Origin of the sequence: Bacteroides sp. HPS0048, assembly GCF_964240755.1 — a bacterium.
Classification (GTDB): Bacteria; Bacteroidota; Bacteroidia; order Bacteroidales; family Bacteroidaceae; genus Bacteroides; species Bacteroides nordii.
Genome location: NZ_CAXSVC010000007.1, coordinates 93,985 through 113,225, shown reverse-complemented (window position 1 = coordinate 113,225; position 19,241 = coordinate 93,985). Strand labels below are relative to the sequence as shown.

General features: G+C 47.1%; 7 protein-coding genes. 2 read left to right on the top strand and 5 right to left on the bottom strand.

Going from position 1 to position 19,241, the window contains the following annotated elements:
- The first annotated feature begins 5 nt into the window (after positions 1–5).
- On the top strand, positions 6–4,010 hold the full coding sequence (locus ACESQI_RS07955) for a hypothetical protein (RefSeq protein ID WP_373125708.1): 4,005 nt from the start codon (positions 6–8) through the stop codon (positions 4,008–4,010).
- 137 nt (positions 4,011–4,147) lie between these two features.
- Here the strand turns inward: ACESQI_RS07955 and ACESQI_RS07950 are convergent, their stop codons facing one another.
- Both ACESQI_RS07950 and ACESQI_RS07945 read right to left on the bottom strand, forming a co-directional pair.
- Positions 4,148–6,397, bottom strand: a complete 2,250-nt coding sequence (locus ACESQI_RS07950) for an inorganic phosphate transporter (protein WP_234130281.1) — start codon at positions 6,395–6,397, stop codon at positions 4,148–4,150.
- 63 nt (positions 6,398–6,460) lie between these two features.
- Positions 6,461–8,539 carry an RNA degradosome polyphosphate kinase gene (locus ACESQI_RS07945; protein WP_373125706.1) on the bottom strand — a complete coding sequence of 693 codons (2,079 nt, stop codon included), beginning with the start codon at positions 8,537–8,539 and terminating at the stop codon, positions 6,461–6,463.
- Between the two features lie 54 nt (positions 8,540–8,593).
- Between ACESQI_RS07945 and ACESQI_RS07940 the strand changes: the two genes are divergently transcribed.
- The gene (locus ACESQI_RS07940; RefSeq protein ID WP_002562483.1) at positions 8,594–9,085 is read left to right on the top strand and encodes a metallophosphoesterase; all 492 of its coding nucleotides are present in this window, start codon (positions 8,594–8,596) and stop codon (positions 9,083–9,085) included.
- Positions 9,086–9,254: 169 nt separating this feature from the next.
- Here ACESQI_RS07940 and ACESQI_RS07935 read toward each other — a convergent pair whose 3' ends face one another.
- The 3 genes from ACESQI_RS07935 to ACESQI_RS07925 all read right to left on the bottom strand — a co-directional run bounded on the left by ACESQI_RS07935 (position 9,255) and on the right by ACESQI_RS07925 (position 19,198).
- The gene (locus ACESQI_RS07935) at positions 9,255–11,594 is read right to left on the bottom strand and encodes a GH92 family glycosyl hydrolase (protein ID WP_373125704.1); all 2,340 of its coding nucleotides are present in this window, start codon (positions 11,592–11,594) and stop codon (positions 9,255–9,257) included.
- A 263-nt stretch (positions 11,595–11,857) separates the two neighbouring features.
- On the bottom strand, positions 11,858–17,194 hold the full coding sequence (locus ACESQI_RS07930; protein ID WP_373125702.1) for an FG-GAP-like repeat-containing protein: 5,337 nt from the start codon (positions 17,192–17,194) through the stop codon (positions 11,858–11,860).
- 12 nt (positions 17,195–17,206) lie between these two features.
- On the bottom strand, positions 17,207–19,198 hold the full coding sequence (locus tag ACESQI_RS07925) for an alpha-galactosidase (protein ID WP_373125700.1): 1,992 nt from the start codon (positions 19,196–19,198) through the stop codon (positions 17,207–17,209).
- Positions 19,199–19,241 lie beyond the last annotated feature (43 nt).

Here is a 19,241-nt window from a genome sequence, read left to right as displayed (position 1 = left end):
AATTGATGAGATATACTGTTATTAGTTTTATTGTGTTGTTGTGCTGGGTATTTGATACCCATGCACAACAATATCATATTTCTACGGACCATCCGGCTGTTACTTTTGAAAAAGAGAATCCGCTTTTCTTATCTATATACAGTTGGCCGGAGACTCTGATCAGCTATCCGGTTACTTTTTCTCCGGATAGCAATGTTGAGAACCGTTTGGAGTTGATAGATACCCGGACCGGAAATCCGGTTGCTTTTCAACTTTCGGATAAGAAGTACGATAACAATCGTATTTGCTCTGCACGTATCCATTTTTTCGCCTCCATGTCTGCCGGAGGAGGTTTTAAGTATGTTTTGCGGTTGGGCAGCCGGAAGATGAAGTCTGATCATCCGGTATACATAGAACGAAAAACGGACTGTTGGATACTTGGAAATACGGATTTTAGTGTTGCCATTCCTGTAACTGCTACCGTGAATGACAATATCGCTCCGGCTCCAATTCTTTCTGTTTCAAAGGGAGAAGGAGCTTCCGGTCGTAACAGGTTGTACTCCGGTCATAAGAAAATAGTGTCCGTAGAGACTTCCGTAAAAGAGAATGGAGAGCTGTTTGCCGAGTGTCTGGTACTTTACCGTTTGGAGGGAGGAGCCGAGTATCGGACCTCTGTTAAGGTGGTACAAGGCTATCCGTTTGTTATCTTCGATGAAGAGATGAGCGGAATAGAAAAACAAGACGGAGTTTTTGTAGATATGGAGTGGACCGGCTTCCATCCGACTCATAAATATGCTAACTGGGATCGTCAGAAAGATGTGACCGTTGCTGACGGAGTACCTGTTGAACAACCTCTTTATACCAGTTATTGCCAGGAAGATCCGCATTGGACAGGTGAAGGATGGATAGAACAGGTTGACAAAGAAATGGTATATCGTTTGTTGCCTTTCGGAGGAAACTCTACACGGGAGCAGGTTCCTGTGATGACTTTTTGGGAGAGTGGGAAGGATGCACGTGAGTTGGGTGTATTTGTTTATGACCACAATCGCTGGAATGACCGGCAATACGGTATTTGGCAGCCTACTCCCGATCTGTCTGTCTATTTCAGATATGCGGATCAGAAACTCTATTTTAAGTATCCGGTACAAAATGGTACGCGCTCTACAGCAATAGCATTTACCCGGATTGGTGAGACACACCCCAAAGTGGAGGCTTTCAATAAGAGTATTGATGATATTGCGGCTAATGGTGGAAAAGACCATTCGGCCGAAATGGTATTCCGGTATACGATGATGCTTCACCGGCAATATGCGTTACTGAATCTGGATAAGGTGAAGAACTGGGTACTGGAATATCCACGAGAAGCGAAACGCCCCGAAAATCCTTTTGCCAAAAGACCCAAAGAAACTTCTGCCGATCGGTTTTATAAGCAGATGGTCACTTCTCCGATGGCGTATTATATGACCGGGATGAACAGTTTTCCGGGCATTCATTCTATTTCTCACCGCCCGGTTTATTCACAGTGGGTACAGGATTATCTGACTTACTACAAAGATTTGTCCGACGAACAACGTAGGACTGTTGAGGCTCTTTTCTTATTGGCCGGTTATGTGAATATGCTTGAACCGATGAATGCCATTCGTACTTCATTGGCAGGCACTGCCAACATGGCTGCCGATGGATGGGCGGTGACCGGACAAACGGCTTTTCTTTTCCCGGAACATCCGATGGCAAAGGAGTGGGCTGATTTCTTTGAGAAGTCGATTGAAGTTTATGGTTTGTTTTATACCCGTCCGGAAGTCAGCTCCTATGAGTCTAAGGGAGGACGTTGGGTAGAAAGTCTGGGAGTGTACAATTGGGCTTATCTGCGTCCTACCGTACATTCGAATATAGCCTTGGAACTGTTTGACGGTAAAAATCGGTTTGCAGATTCTCATATGGCGGAAAGGGCCCGTTGGATGGTTGATATGGTAACGCCGGGACGAGCTTACCCACCTCATGGTGCACACGGTGGCGGCAGATTGGTGCCGCGTTATGCGCCTGTTTATGAATTAGGAAACTGGTTACAGTATTATGATCCGCTGGTAGCCGAAAATTTACGGTGGTTGGGAGCGATAGGAGAAGATGTGGAAGAGAAGGCGAATGATACGAAATGGGTAGAGGTACATAAGAATATGCATCAGACGAAAGATACAGGTACGAATCCGCATTTGAAAAGTTGCAAATATACCGGGCATGGGATTGTACTTCGTGCCGGAGTTGATTCGGATGAGGAACTTTCCATCCATCTGAATCAGATAGACAAGGGGCCCAATTACCGCTGGGGACATCAGGGGCAAGGTAATGCAGGCGGTATCTATTTCTATGCACAAGACAAGGTTTATACCGGCCATGAAAATGAGGCGGTAGGAGATCATACCCAGAATAATACGGATGGCGTAACCAATTTCGGAGTCATGAAAAACGGTACTTTCTGTAATATCGGAATGAATGAGCTGGTTGCCCCTTTATATGATCTGGAGATAGCTCAGATGGCTGAAGTACGTTCGGCAGAGGGGAAAGATTCTTTTGCATGGCCTGAATATGTATCCCGCAGTATTCTTCTGGTAGGGACCGATTATTTTCTGATTTACGATCAGACCGGAACTAATTGGAGAGCTTTCAACCGCTTCTCATGGTTCACCCGGAAAGAAGATGAATTTCCGAAGATTGTATTTATGGATAAAGTACGTCCGGAGTATTGGACAACGGCAGGAACTGCGAAGTCAAAAGGCTTTTACCGGGATGGTGTTGGTTCTTTGCTGACGCTGGTTACCCACAAGAAAGAATCGGTACGTGTTTTGGATGGTAAACTCACTGTTCCGGCATTATTAGCAGGAAATGATGTTTATGAATTCGTTCCGGATAAAAGCAGGACTCCGAAGGGGATAGTGCAGATTGCTACAGATAAGAGCCGGGATATTATTTTCAGGGACAGTGATCCCATTGCCTGGCATTCGGATTCTGTGACTTTCAAAGGAGAAGCAGGGATGGTTCGTCGGATGAAGAACGGAGATCTGCAACTGGCCCTGTTCAAAGGTTCTGAGATTGCTGCTGACGGTCTGGGTATTCGTCTTACGGGTGAGACAGAAACAGCCATCGCATTGACACGCTTTGTAAGTGGAGATTGTAAGGGGAGATTGAAGTCGGACGGTCAGGTGACGTTGACTTTGACAGGTGTGAAAGGGGGAAAACTCTATATCGACGGAGTGATGTACAAAGGGGATATAGCCGGAGTGAAACTACCTGCCGGAGAACATTCCATTGAATATACAGCCAAAGAACCTGTTCCTGTGCCCACAACGATTGAGGATGTTGTTTATGCAAAAGCCGGCAACATGGTTTATTTGTCAAAGCCCCAATCGGTGTCAAAGGTCCGTATGGAACTCTCGAAAGATGGAGGTAAAAGTTGGGAAGTATCAGGCACAACCACAAAAACTATATATATGTTGCCCAAACTGGCAGATGGTAAGTATCATGTACGTGCTGTCTCTGTCAACGGAAAGAAAGAGGCTGCTTCTGCCTGTGAATATCCGGTTTATATAAGTAAGTCTCCTTCTCATTACCCGGAAGGCTTGAAACTTCAACTTGATTCCGGTCGGATTGATCTCTCCTGGGGGCAAGTATTAGGTACTGAAGTTTACAGGGTTTACAGAAGGAAGCTGGGTGAGAAAGAGTTCCTGAAGGTTTATGAGGGAAAAGCTACTTCTTTTGCGGATGAACAGCTTCAGGGAGTTGTTCCTGCCTTTAGCCTGCCTGGTAGCCAGGATAATGCTGATGCCGATAGAAGTGGAATTATTGTATACGAGTATACTGTGACCGCTTTAAATGGAAATGGAGAGAGTGTAATGGCTCCGGTGGTGAACAGTGATCCTGCTTCATGGGCAAACTGGTATCCATCTACTGAACTGAAGTTCAAACGTCGTTCTGCATTCTGGATGGAACCGTATGTTCCGGCTAATGCAATTCCCGGGAAGTATTATCCGGATTGAGAATAGTGGGACACTTGGTTGCGTTGGTTAATGACTATTGAAACGCAGAATTCTAAGACCTGCACAAATATTTGCGCAGGTCTTAGAATTCTGTATTTCAACAATCGTTCCCCTTCTGTGTTTTTGATAATGCTCTATCAGGCGTCCGTTTCCATTTGGAATTTACGGCTTACCTTCATCAGATTGATTGTATAAGTTACCACATTTTGTGCTTCTTGCACCATTGTCAGGTATATCATACTTACTCTGACACTGCCTGTTTGGCTTTGGATGCGTTGTAACTCCTGACGTTTCAAGTGTGAAAGTTGGGCATTAAGGTCATTGGCACGACGTACTTCTTCCTCAAAATCATTATAATCGTTGGATTCAAGTTTCTTGCGGCACTGCTGTATCAGATAAGTGATATCTTCGGCTACGTCTCCGAATTCTCCCTTCTGAATGGCATCCAGCGGATTGAAGTTATTGTCTGTATGTTCCAGACAGGGTTCGCACAGGCGGGCAATACTGTATACCAGTTCGCTGGCAAAATCATTTCCCTGATAATAGTAAAGACCTTTTTCGAGTACGGTGTTATTATCCAGTTTGCACATCGCTACGGTTCCCGTTCGCTTCATTTGCTTGATAAGCTGCTTCTCAAACTTGGTGGAGCCCATTGAGCGGCGCAATCCTCGCAGGTTTTCGTGAAGGAAGGAGGTGACCGTCAATTCAAAGTTGGTTTCAGCATATTCAAGTACTTTGCCTAACTCTTCGCGGGTGTGCTGGCGCATCAATTGCAGGGCTTCGTCACTGTTGCTGGTTTGCATCAGTTGTTTCAGTGTTTCGTTGCCTTTTTCCTTCTCTTTTTTCTTTTTATAGATTACCTGGCTGCGAATAAGCGAGAGTACTGCCAGAGCGATAAGAGCGATGATAGCAATTGTACCTCCGAAGTAGATAATCATGGCTACGAAGAAGCAGATGGTGAAAGCCGCTCCGGCGGTAAGAAACCAACCGCCAATAACGCTTAGAACACCGGTGATGCGGTAAACGGCAGAGTCGCGTCCCCAGGCACGGTCGGCCAGTGAGGTACCCATGGCTACCATGAAAGTGACATAGGTGGTAGACAACGGAAGTTTCAAAGAAGTACCTAATGCGATAAGTAATCCTGCCAATACCAGATTGACCGATGCACGGACAAGATCGAAGGCAGCTCCGTCGGCAATGATGGCTTCGTCTTTACGGAAACGGGTGTTGATCCACTTTTTTGTACCTTCCGGCACTATTTCTGAGACGCCATTTGCCAATGTCATACTGATGCGTACCAGCGTACGGGCAATTGGGGTACTACCGAAAGTTTCTTCTCCTTCGTCCTGGCGGGAGAGGTCTACGGAAGTCTTGATAACGTTATGGGCTTTCTTCGATGTACAAAGCGCATATACCATGATCGCTCCTGCACCTATCAGGAAGTACCAGGGAGTTTTGGCGGGACCTAACAGTGAGGACATGAGAAAATCATTCGGACCTGCTGCCATGCCATTGGTTGTATAGTCAATAAAAGAAGAGTAGCCGGCCAGGGGGACACCTATAAAATTGACAAGGTCATTGCCTGCAAATGCCAGTGCTAATGCGAATGTACCTAACAATACCACTACCTTAAATATATTCACTTTCAGCCAGTGGAGTATTTGCATCAATAGGGTGAAGAAGACAAAGAAACATCCGATCAGCATTGCTGTGTTATCCTGTACCCACTGTTTGGCCTCTGATGTCATAAATGAGCTGTCTTTCAATCCTTTGATAAGCATGAAGTAGATGATGGCTGTAGTGGCGATACCACCGAACAGCGCAATGCTGTACTTCATCTTCTTTTTATAGTTGAAAGTAAAGATGATACGTGCCAACCATTGTACCAGCATACCGAAGAAGAAAGCGATGGCCACTGAAACGAAGATAGCCATAATGACGGACAATGCTTTATCCGTATTGATCAGGTCGCCCAGCCCCAGCATGTCATTGTTGTGGACTTTGATAAGTGCCAGTGCGAAGGTACCTCCCAATAGCTCGAACACCATCGAAACGGTGGTAGAGGTAGGCATCCCCATTGAGTTAAACACATCGAGCAGTACGACATCCGTCAGCATCACGGCAAGCAGTATGCACATGATTTCGGCGAAGTAAAAATGCTCGGGTTGATAAATGCCGTGTCGTGCGATGTCCATCATACCATTAGACAAAGCGGCACCGATAAATATACCGATGCCTGCTATGAATAATACTGTTTTAAAGGAAGCTGCTTTCGCTCCGATGGCGGAATTTAGAAAGTTAACGGCATCGTTGCTCACTCCGACCATGAGGTCGAATATTGCAAGCACAAATAAGAAGATGACGATGCAAAGATAGATTGTCTCCATAAATGTATTCTGTTTCTGACTGCAAAGGACGGATTTTCGTGTTGCAGAGAAGTGTCATACATATTACAAAGATGTTTCATTTTTCCTTTTCAGGTAATTATAGAAAGTATATTGCGCCCGGATACCCTCTCCTTTGGACTTACTTTTGAACACATTGCACAACCTCTCGTCTACGAAACAAGCTTTGCGATTGTCAGAAAGTTGTATGTCCAGCATGTCGATCATTTCCTGCCGTAGTTCGGGGGAGAGTACAGGGGTCACAGCTTCGATCCGGCGGTAGAGATTGCGGCGCATCCAGTCCGGTGAACCGAAATAGATTTTCGGATGTCCGGCATTGCCGAAATACCACACGCGGGCATGTTCAAGGAATGTATCCACAATACGGGTGACACGAATGTTGCGGCTGTATGGCTGTCCCGGTATCAGGCAACAGATACCTCTGACGATCAGGTCAATTTGTACCCCTCGTTGTGAGGCTTCATACAAACGGTCGATCATGGCAGGGTCCTGCAATCCGTTCATCTTTAATATGATTCTTCCGCCCTGTCCTTTTTCGGCCAGTTCTATTTCGTGGTCGATAAGGCGGTTCAGCTCTGGTATCAGGTTGAAACGTGCTACGAGCAGTGTGCTGAATTTGGGATTCTCCTTCCCCTGCAAGGTGCAAAAGAGCGTATAAAGGTCTTTGGTTATTTTAGGATTACAGGTGAATAGTCCGCAATCGGCATAAAGCATGGCTGTCTTTTCATTGAAATTGCCGGTACCTATATAAGCAAAGTCGCAGGTTTTGGGATCGTCACCTTTACTCTTCCGGCGGATAAGGGCTACTTTGGCATGCACTTTGAGCCCCGGAAGGCTGTAGATGATTTTTATTCCGGCGGATTTCATCATCTCCGCTGTAGCCAGGTTATTCTCTTCATCAAAGCGGGCTTTGAGTTCTACGAATACGGTTACTTTCTTTCCGTTTTGCGCAGCTGCTATCAGCGTATTGATGACTGCGGAGTTTTCGGCTACGCGATATTGCGTTACCATGATTTCTTTCGTTTGCGGATCGTGTACAGCTTCATACAGGAAGTGTATAAAGTGTTCAAACGAGTGGTAAGGATAATAAAGCAACAGGTCTTTCTGCTTCACATAGTTGAATATGGATTCTTTTTCATCCAGGCAATTCAGCTTCATAGGTTTGGGCTTTTCCAGTGACTTCAATGCCTTGTTCGGGTTGGGCAGATGACGCAGGTCTTCAAGATTGAGATGTTTGTCGCCCGGAACCAGTTCCTCTCTGTTTATTTGGAAGGCATCTACAAGGAAGTCCAGAAAGTCCGATGGCATGCCGCGGTCGTATACAAAACGGCATACAGCTCCTATTTTGCGTTTCTTCACTTTTTTCTTCACCTGCTCCACAAGGTCGGCGGTGCTGGTAGTATCGTCTATCAGTATATCGGCATCCCGGGAGATTTTAATGCAATAACTGGAGTCCACATCGTATCCCGGGAAGATGAGGCCGATATTGGCCTTTATGATATCCTCAATAAACATCAGGTAATAGTTGTCCCCCTGTTTGGGAAGTTCGATGAAACGGGGCACTTTGCTATACGGCATCTTCATTACGAAATATTGCACATGATCCGGGTCGGTCTTCTCCGTGCCGTGCATGAAGAGACGTACCGCGAGATAAAGCCGGTTGTCCCGCAAGAATGACACGACGCGATCTTTGCATACCGGCACCGGTTGGAGGAAGGGGAATATCTCTTCACGGAAGAAGTTCCGGATGAATTCCTGATGGAACGGTTCTACATTCCGGCTCTGATAAAAAATAATGTGGTTCTTGCGTAAGGTAGGCAATATCTTATGTTCGTAGATACGGATACGGTCTTCCAGTTGGCGGTTTACTTCCCGGTTGATATTTTCCAGCAATTCGGCAGCCGATTGTACCGACTCTTCATCACTTTGGGTGACACCCGATGCCACTGCTTTATGATCGGCTACACGTATTTTGTAAAACTCCTCCAGGTTGGAAGAGTAGATGGATATGAAGTTGATGCGCTCATACAGTGGAAGTCGGTCGTCATTAGCTTCCAGCAGTACGCGATAATTGAATGACAGCCAGCTTATGTCTCTTTTAAAATACTGATAATTGCTTTCCATTGCGTTAAGATTTTCCCAAATATAAGTACCTTTGTGCATATAAACAAAGAAACTATGATGAAAGTTGGATTATTATCGGATACGCATGCATGGTGGGATGAGAAATACCTGGAATATTTTGAGTCTTGTGATGAAATATGGCATGCAGGAGATATCGGTTCGGTGGAGGTAGCCGAAAAGTTAGCGGCTTTCCGCCCTTTGCGTGCTGTTTATGGAAATATTGACGGGCAGGAGATCCGTAAGATGTTTCCGCAGGTCAATCGGTTTACGGTAGAAGGTGCTGAGGTCTTGATAAAACATATCGGAGGTTATCCGGGGAAGTACGATCCCTCTATAATAGGTAGTCTGATGGCGCGTCCGCCTAAGTTATTTATCAGTGGGCATTCGCATATCCTGAAGGTGAAGTATGATAAAACATTGGATATGCTTCACATCAATCCCGGTGCGGCAGGGATGTCCGGTTTTCATAAAGTTCGTACCATGGTACGTTTTGTGATAGAGAACGGGGCGTTTAAGGATTTGGAAGTAATAGAGTTAGCGGGGTAAACCGGGAATATTCCCCGGCTCCGGGGAGGGAAATGCTCGGCTCCGGGGAGGGAAATGCTCGGCTCCGGGGAGGAAGGTGCTCGGCTCCGGGGAGGAAGGTGCTCGGCTCCGGGGAGGAAGGTGCTCGGCTCCGGGGAACACTCTCTTCCCCGGAGCCGGACATTTAGCTCTATTCAGCTCCCGTCCCCCATGACTTCATCGGTTCCGGTCCCATCTCAAGAGTGAGTGTCCCTCCTTTTGCAATGTCGGCATGATCAATGAAACATTGGTTGTACTCTTTGTCGTTGAGCCATGCGCGCTGGATGTAGATGTTCTTCTTTGAGTTGTTTTTTGCAACGATGCTGAATGTTTTGCCATCCTCCAGGCGGAAAGTTACTTTGCCGAATGCAGGGCTTGTCAGTTCGTATCGGGTCTCTCCCGGGCAAATGGGGTGGATGCCGGCTGCTGCAAGTATATACCAGGCAGACATCTGACCGACGTCTTCGTTTCCTGCCAGTCCTTCAATGTCGTTTCGATAGGCATTCTCACAGATACACCGGGTCCATTTCTGCGTCAGCCATGGGGCATTCAGTCGGTTGAACATAAAGGGAACCTGATGCACCGGTTCGTTGGAGTGGTTGTAATACTCATTCCACAGGAAGTGCTTGGGTGTCTTCTCAAAGAAGTCTTCCAGATCGTTCAACACCTTCTCTTCGCCACCCATGAGTGCTACCATACCGTCGATGTCATGGGGTACAAACCATCCCTGTTGGTAGGGGTTCGATTCGATGGAGCCGTGCCATTCCGTCAATCGGCCGTTGGCGGGCCACTCTTCCCAGGCACCGGATTCGCGTTTAGGGCGGAACCACATCTTGTCTTCCGAGTCGAAGATGTTCTTGTAGTACAATGACTTCCGGGTATACTTCTCGGCGTCGTCCGTTTTGCCCAATGCCTTGGCAAGCTGTGCCACACACCAGTCTGTGTATGCATATTCCAGTGTCTCCGAGATAGAATATCCCTTCTCTACGGGTGTGTATCCTAACTCTTCTTTGTTCCCGATCAACTCGGAGGTACGTACGGCTGCCCGGTAGGCTTTCTCAATGTCATACTTCCGGATGTTTTTGGCATAAGCATCTGCCAGAACTGAGATGGCCGGGTTGCCCACCATACATCCGCTGTAGGCATTGAAGAACTCCCATCTTTCCAAATATCCTTTTCCGCTCTCTTCGGCCAGCGTCACTAACGAATTTATCTCGTCATTCACCAACGTGGGATTGATGATGGTTTGCAGGGGGAACTGGCTTCTGAACACGTCCCAGCCACTGAAGATGGTCCGTTTCGTGAAGTCGGCCGTCTGATGAATCTGATGATCGCCGCCCGGATACCGTCCGTCTACGTCTGTCATGTTGCGCGGATCGATCATGGTGTGATACAGGGCAGTGTAGAATGCGACTTTCTCATCGTGGGTACCTCCTTCCATTAAGATTTTCGAAAGTTCCTTGTTCCACAACTCTTTGGCTTGTTTCTTCATCCCGTCGAACGTTTGCCCCTGCAACTCTGCTTTGAAGTTCTTTTCAGCACCCTCCAAGTCGGAGAAGGAGATACCTGCTTTCAGGCTAACTTCTTCCTGATCGGTGGTAGGGAATTCAGCAAAACCTACGTGTTTGCCTTCCAATGACTTCTTGCCTCTGATAATGCTCGATTGGGCGATGCGAGCCTGATAATTGTCGCTCAACACATTTTCGCGTTTGCGTTCCCAATCATCCGGAATGTCGACACTCCAGAAACCGTAATTGTCCAAAGGTTTGCTGAACTCTGCATAGAAAAACACCGTATAGTCGGGGTTACCATATCCGTCTCCCCAACCACCTCCTTCGGGTGTGCACTTCATCCAGCCGCGGATCGTGTTGTCATTGACCACTTCCACGTACTGCGTGGTAGAGGTTCCGCCAACGCGTCTTGCCAGATCGATCTGGATGCGCGACAAGTCGCTGGCAGGGTAGGTAAATCTCAGCGCACCTCCGTGCGGAGAGGCAGTTGCCTCCGTTAGGATGTCATACTTCGTTAAGCGTGCGGTGTAGTATCCGGCAGAAGCGGCTTCCGATGCTTTGTCGTACTCCGAGCGGTATCCCTTCTTCTCCGGATCGCTCTCTTTGCCGGCAACCACATGAAGTTCGCCGGTAGTGGGCATCACCAGGAAGTTTCCTAAGTCGCCATACCAGCCAATGCCGCTCATTTGGGTGAAAGCGAATCCCTCGATGGTCTTATGTTGATAACCATATCCCGATCCGTTGTCGCCTCCGGTGATGGTGTTGGGACTTACCTGGGTCATTCCAAACGGAGTCGCTGCTCCGGGAAAGGTTTTCCCCATGCTGTTGAAAGATTGTTCCGTATCGGCTTTGACGCTGGTACCGATGAAAGGATTGACATAGGATGACAGGTCTTCCACCCCGTCCGTATGGTTTTGGCAGGCGCTCATGCCTGTCAGTAATACCAGTAAAAAAGCTGAATGAATGAGTATTCTATTCATAAAAGATAATATTATTGAAAAAGAATAAGCAAAACTCACCACAGAGTAGCACAGAGTTCCACAGAGTACTATTTATCCGATAAAACGCGGATTAACACAGATAAACACAGATAGATTAAAAGACTGTATTTCTTCATTATCTATTTGTTTCCCTTTGCGAAAATCTGCGTTAATCCGCGTTTCATCAAAGATTTAAACCCTGTGGAACTCCGTGTTACTCTGTGGTGAAATGCCGATTCCGATATAAAAAAACGAACTCTTAATTAATGAATCGTTACTTTCACCGTAGATGCTTCGTTATTCCCATAGGATAGACGGACAATATAGACGCCTTGTTCCAAAACAGCAGAAGATTGTTGGGCAGCCGTAGCGCATACACCGGCTGACATCATCAAGCCATTGGCAGACAAGATGGTATACTCTACCGGTTCTTGCCTGTTGTTCTTAATGGTAATTTGTCGTTGAGCGTTGGCGTAGGTTTCTACCCCGTCAAATGCAATAGAGTGGATGCCTGTGATAATATCTTCGCTAATGCTGGCAAACTGACTTCCCAGGTCCGCCTGGTCTACTGCCTGCACGCCGAAAGTATACTTTCCGCTTGCCAGTCCGTTCAGTTCAAAACGGTTGGTCTGGATCAATGGAATCAGGTTCCGGACTTTCAATACTCCGGTTTGAACATCTGTCGGTGCATAGGCATATACAGTGTTGTCGGCATTGTTTTTTACGTACACATTGTAGCGAAGTGCCTCTTGCGGCGTATGGTCGTCTGTTGCTTTGCTCCATGTCAGGATCACTTTGCCGTCCATCGACTCCACTTTCAGATTGGTAGGAGTCGCAGGCGCTGCGTTTGCCTGAATATTACTCTTGCTCAGATCATTGAAAGCATACGCGTTTTTCCAGTCATTCTGCCAGCCGAAAGAAGCTACATCCAATGTACCGTCTCCGTTGATGTCCACCAGGTTGATGGCTCCGCATCTTTCTGTTATTTCCGACGGAACACCGCCCAAGGCAAATGTATTGTCTCCGTAATTATAGAAAACACGGGTTACAATGCCTTCTCCGGTCACAATCAAATCCATGAAACCATCGTTGTTGATGTCTCCTGCCGTAGCCTGAACACATTTACCGTTGATAAGGCCGGCACCCTTGACTTTGATAAAATTACCGCTTTTATCGTTCAGGTACAGAGTGGCGCTTGTCTCGTTCACTTCCACAATATCTGAATAACCGTCGCCGTTGACGTCTACCAACGCTGCATCAGAGAATGGCTTCGGAACAAACCCGTCCATGGCTACCTGCTTGAAAGTACCGTCTTGATTGTTGATGTAAAGGTAACCTACATCTTCGGCTGAAGGCAGAAACGCGCGTCCCTGGTTGTAAATGTCGAGATAGCCGTCGCCGTTGACGTCGCCTACGTGCACGGAACCCTGTGTGATGTGTCTGAACTCTCCTCCGTCAACCACCGTCGTCTGGCGTACAAATCCTTTTCCTTCCATGTTTTTGTAGAGGGTAGTGGCAGCAGTTCCGGTAGCTTTGTTATACGGCACATCGCTGGAAACAAGAAGGTCCGTCCAACCGTCATTGTCGTAATCAAAAGCAATCAGTCCGCGTCCGCTGTGTTCGTCTTTCAAGAAATAGTGTTTCAGGAATCCGGCAGCGAGTGTTGTGTTTTTTACATAGGCATACTGATTCTCCGCACCCGTATTTTCAAGAATGAGAGGCAGGCTGGTTCCGCTCGAACCTTTTCCCATCACCACGATGTCCAGGTCGTTGTCATTGTCATAGTCTATAAAGATAGCTTTCGACCGGGACATTGCTGCCAAGTCGGCATTGTCGCTTTGAACTCTTTTGAACTTCCCGTCTTGAGTCTGCTCATAGAGTGCCAGCGTGCCGGAGTCTCTACCTCCTGTGATGAGCATGTCTACTCGTCCGTCGTTGTTGAAGTCACCCCAGATGGCATCTCCCGACTCTAAATAGTGGGGGAACGTACCACCTACTGTCCAAACTACCTCTTCCACCTTCAACGCGGGGTATTTAACGGTAAGGAATTCGCTGGCAACGTCTGCCTGGTCAACAGACTGTACACCGAACGTGTATTTACCATCCGGCAGGTTCCATTCAAATGAGTTCTGATTGATCAGGGTTGTGATGGCTCCTCCTGTCTTCAGCTTGCCGGTAGTGAAATCTGCCGGAGAATAGAAATATATAATGCCGCTGTTCTCATCTTTGGCATAGACGTTATAACGAATGGCATTGCTCGGAGTGATGGCATCTGCCGCAGGTTCCCAAGCCAGCGTAAACTTTCCGTCGGCATAGGTTATGGTCAGGCCAGCCGGAACTCGGGGAGCAATGTTTGCCGGAAGGGTGTTTTGAGACAGGTCATTCAGCACATAAGCACTTGTAAAGCCGTCGCCATAACCAAAGTTAGAGAGATCTAAAGTCCGGTCGCCGTTGATGTCTACCAAGTTTAAGTTACCTGAGCGGGCAGTCACCTCTTTGGGCACATCCACACCTTTGAACGTGTTGTTGCCGTTGTTGTAGTAGATCTTGGTCATGATGTTGAAACCGGAAACCACCAGGTCTGTCCGTCCGTCATTGTTCACATCGCCGGCGGTAATGCTTGTGGCTCCGCTTTTCGTCAAACCGGTCACCGTTTCATCGTATTTGGTGAAAGTGTTGTCCTGGTTGTTGATAAACAGATTGGCAGCGTTGCTGTTTATTTCGACAAAGTCATCGTATCCGTCTCCGTTAATGTCAGCAAAGACCGTCTCTGCTGCCTGTGAAGCAGTAAAGAGTTGAGAAAGTGCTTCCGAACGGGAGAAAGTACCGTTCTTCTGATTCAGATACAGGTCTGCGTAGAAATCACCGTTCCATCCCTGAACGAAGACATCGGCATATCCGTCATGATTTGCATCGCCCACGTGGACCGATCCTCCGCTCACTGCCCGGAAGTCATTGCCGTCCACCACATTGGGCATCCGTTCAAATTTTCCCTGGTTGTTACGGAAAAGAGCGGTTACGCTGCTTCCGTCGGTTGTTACTCCTGTCAGGATCAGATCCTGCCAGCCGTCGTTATTGTAGTCGAACACTTGCAGGAAGCGTCCCGGACGATCATTATCACCAGCATTGCCGGAGGTGACACCCATCAGCTCTGCACTGCGTTCCGTATCTTCCGAGAAGGTGTATTCGGGTGCACCGTTGTTCCGGTATACATGCGTTACGATCTTCCGGTTACCGGAAACCTCGTTGGTTCTTCCGGAGATGATCAGATCGAGATTGCCGTCGTTGTCATAATCAATGGCAGCGGCAGAAGCCCAGTTCAAGGGGGGCAGGGTAGTGGCTTGCAGGGTAAAACCGGCACCACCGTCATTCATATACAGCCCGATGTTACCACCGCCTTGTCCGGCGATGTAGAAGGCATCTTTATAACCGTCGTTGTTGAAGTCTCCCCAGATGAATCGTCCGTCGATCACCCAATCGGCAGGAAAACTGCCACCTGACTTCCAGACAGCTTCTTTCAGAACCTGCGGAGTGGGGTTCTTGGGGAAGATCTTGAATAGCTTCACATCTCTTGTGGGTATACTTTCAGTCCAGTTACCGGTCTTTATCGATTCCTTATTACCCCACAATTCGCGAACGACGTATTCCGTACCCAGCTCTAAGCCCAGACGATCGAAATCCATCGTCCGGTTGATCATTGTGCCATAATTAAATGTAGCCACATACATGGTGTCTGCCACAGTGGCATAGAAGCTACGGGCAGCATCCTGATTTCCTCCGGCCGGAGCAGAATCCACCGGACGGAAAGCTTTGCACTGACTTGCAATTCTTATGATCTCGGGGTTAGTGAGGAGCTTCTTTGCACGTGCTTTGGCGGTGATTACAGCGGCATTGGAATTGTCGCTGAAGTCATCTCCCAATATAAAGATACCCGTAAGGATAGAGGAGGTGATGCGCGAACGGTTTTCGGCTTCCGAATAACCCTTGATCACTACATGGTCAGCATCGTTATACTGATAAACGTGGTCGAGCCACCAGCCGTAGCTCAAGCAGTTCAACACGTATTTAGTGTTGTTAATATCGCCCCATGCGTCACAACTGATGCGACGGCTCTGTGCATACTGGGCAGGGAAAATGGGTGCAATGGACAGATTGACGTAGATTCTTCCGGCGGCATATTTGTATATCTCCTGCATGCCTTTGTTGTAAGCCTGTATACCGGTGTGTACGCTCTTGTCGTAATAACTGTCTGCTTCTACCGCACCATGAGACATAAAGTCGATCTTTACATAGCTAAACCCTTTGGCTATATGGCTTTCAATGGCGTTCTTTATGCCGGAAAGTACTGAAGGGTGGGTTGGGTCGAGTGCATAAGCACCGTCGAAGCGGATGTATTCTCCATTGGCTTTCAGGCAAACATCATATGGATCGTCTCCCCAGGAAACGAACGTATTCATGTATCCTCCCACCTTTTGTCCTCTCGCTTTGCATTCGCTGATGAAGGCTTCCATCTTTCCTTCGTCGTCCAGCTTTCCGCCGCCGGCATCCAGTCCGATATATACATCATTCGCTCCGTTGGAGAATTCTTTCAGTTCATTCTTGATGAAAGCGGCCGTCTCAGATGCGTTTTGATAGTTTACATCTCCTTGCAGCACTCCCCAGCTGTTCCAGCCGAAAGGTTTGTTACCGTCCCAGACGGCTTTGGGAGCAACAATAGCGTTTACATCCCCAAAGGTTTCCATACCTTGGCGCCAATCGGCGAAGTAACCGATGAATACTTTAGGCGATTTGATGATCTTACCTCTCAGCTTTCCGTGAGGGGTAGGGGTATTGGTCTTGTTATTATTGAACCCTTTGTCCGTGTACTTGTCTCCGCTGTTTTTGTAATACGTGTCACGGGTAAATTCGGAGGTTATTCCGCCATATACTTCCAGATTGGTAACCTGGTTGCTGTTCCTTGTATATGCCACCACTCCTGTCTTCCAGTCGGTATGTTCTACCGAGCCGAGAATCAGTCCCTGCCGCGTGTCGTCATTGTAGAGTGCGCCCACTTCATAGCTCGTAGAAGACTCAGCTGTCTCTTCGGAGTTGAAGTTATAGGAGCCGAAGCGTACAAAACCATCGTTGTCAAAAGGAACAAACAAGGCTCTGTTTTTATTGGCAGGCAGGAAGCTGACTTCAGTCGTGCTTCGTACGGGTGCCATGTAATTGGATGCTAATTCCTGATCGGATGCGATGCTGAACTCCGTCAGTATATAGTCATTGTATAAGTAATAATCCTGAGTGACCGTAATACCATCGGTTGTGTTGGCCGTAACGGTTATTTTTTTCCCTGTGCCGAACGGGTCGGCTACCTCTGCCGTCTGAATCGCATATCCACTCAGTTGGTCCTGGAAATACTCTTTATCTCCATTTTTGAATGCACAACTACTCTCGTTGACTACGAGCGTGTTGTTGTGGTATACACTTACTTTGGCATTGTTCTCGTTGATGTCGATTCGCCACTTCCCTACCGTTACATCTGCGGCGCAAACCGGATGAGTCGGGAAACAGAGAAATGACAGACAGCAAACTGCTGTTAATAAGACTTTGGTTCTCATGCTATTGGGGTTTTATTGAATTCTGATTAGTTTCACATCTTTTCCCGGGATGGTAATGGCTTTACTCAGGTCAATCTCCGCTCCACTCCAAAGTTCTTTGGCGTTAAGAGTCTCTGCAGGATTGAGACCTATTCTTTCGAGCGGTACATTCACGCTCATTTCTTCTTCTCCGTAATTGAAAACTACGTAGTAAAGTGTGTTATTATCCTGTCTCATGAATTGATTCTCGGAATTAGTTCCGATACCCTCTATCGGACGGAAGGATACACCGTTGGCAATGAGATTGACGTCTTCATTCGTCAGATATTTGGTTGCACGTTCCTTACCTTCTTTTGAGCCGCCTTCACTAAAATCGTCACCTGCAATGTAGAGTCCGGTGATGACAGCTGAGGTGATTCTTGCACGGTTTTCTCCTTCGGTGGCATCCTTCAACACCACGTGGTCGGCATCATTATATTGGTAAACACGATCAATCCACCATCCGTACGAAACGGCATTCATGGTATATTCCGTATCTTTTATCTTGTTCCAGGCATCGCAGGCAATACGTCTTGACTGGGCATACTGAGCTGGGAATATCGGTGAGATGGAAAGGTTGATATACATATCACCAAAATACTTGTTCAGTAAAGCCATTCCGTAGTTATAGCCCTGTATACCTGTCTGTATTTCGGGGTTATACCAATGATCTGCTTCCATAGCTCCATGCGTCATGAAGTCCATCTTTACATATTCAAAACCACAACGGCGGAAGAGTTCGGATGTTTTCTTCATTTGTGCTTCTATTGCCGGATGGGTAGGGTCTACGGCATAAGCGCCGTCCAGTTCCTGTGGCTGGCCGTTTGCATACAAATATACATCTTTATATTTGTATTCAGGTGCATCATGCAGTACGTTTTCAGCTTGTCGGCCCCAGTCAGTGAAAGGAGTCCAGTATACACCGGCAATCTGTCCGTTTGCTTTGCAACGGTTAACAAAAGCGGTCAGTTCTTGCTCTGAAAAACTGTTCCAACCGGAATCCAGCCCGATATATACGGTATTGTCTGTATTACAGAAGTGGTTGTTTTGAAGATTGTTCTTGAAGAAGTCCGAAACTTCCAATGCTTTGGGGTAAGTAAGCCCGAACTGCAATACTCCCCAGCTGTTCCAACCGCAGGGTACTGCTTTGTCCCATGTTTTGGGAGGTGCTATCAGAGCATTGGCATCGGCATACTCTTCCAGTCCTGTGCGCCAATCGTCAAAAAGTCCGAATAAAACTAACGGTGATTTAATGCTTTTACCCTTTAGGGCACCGTGTGGCTTGGAGTCGCGTGTCAATTCGTCGGCAGCACCTCCGTAGCAGATCAATGATTTTAAATTGTTGGCGTCTCCGGATTGCATTTCGATGGCTGTTTTCCAGTTGTCGTGCTCTATAGAACCTACAACAAAACCTTTTCTACTCTCATTATTGAAAACAGCTGTGACTTCGTAACTGGTTAGTTTATCAAAGGTGAGTGGATGCGACTGGTAGCGTACCCATTTGTCGTTATCAAAAGGAATGAACAGAGCTCTATTGGTTCCCTTATCCAATAGCTGCGGCATCTCGTCTATGTTAATTGGGGCCATAAGGTTTGATTCCACTTCGGCTGATTCGCCGTTCAGCGTGAACTCCGTCAGGAAGTAGTTTTTACCGGGGATGGGGTAAAATTGTTGTTCCATTTGTGGCAGATCTTTTCCGGTGTAAGTGACCTTGACTACCGGTATTTGCCCGAAAGCATTTTCCACTTTCTCTGTGGTCATCCGGACTTTGGTGTAATCTTTAGACGTAATTGTATCGCCATCGTACAGGAAGGAGGCGTACAAGCCGTTCAGGGAATAGTTGTCGCCAGCTTTAATATCAATGGTATTACTTTGCTTGTTGTATTCAAAAGTCCACTGATCCAGATTGATTTTCGTGTTGCTGCAAGAAGACAGGCAACCAACCACGAGAAAGTTTAGAAACAGATATTTAATAAAGCTTTTCATGTTGTGAAGATTGTTTTATTTCGAGACTGTTGTAATCAGCCTC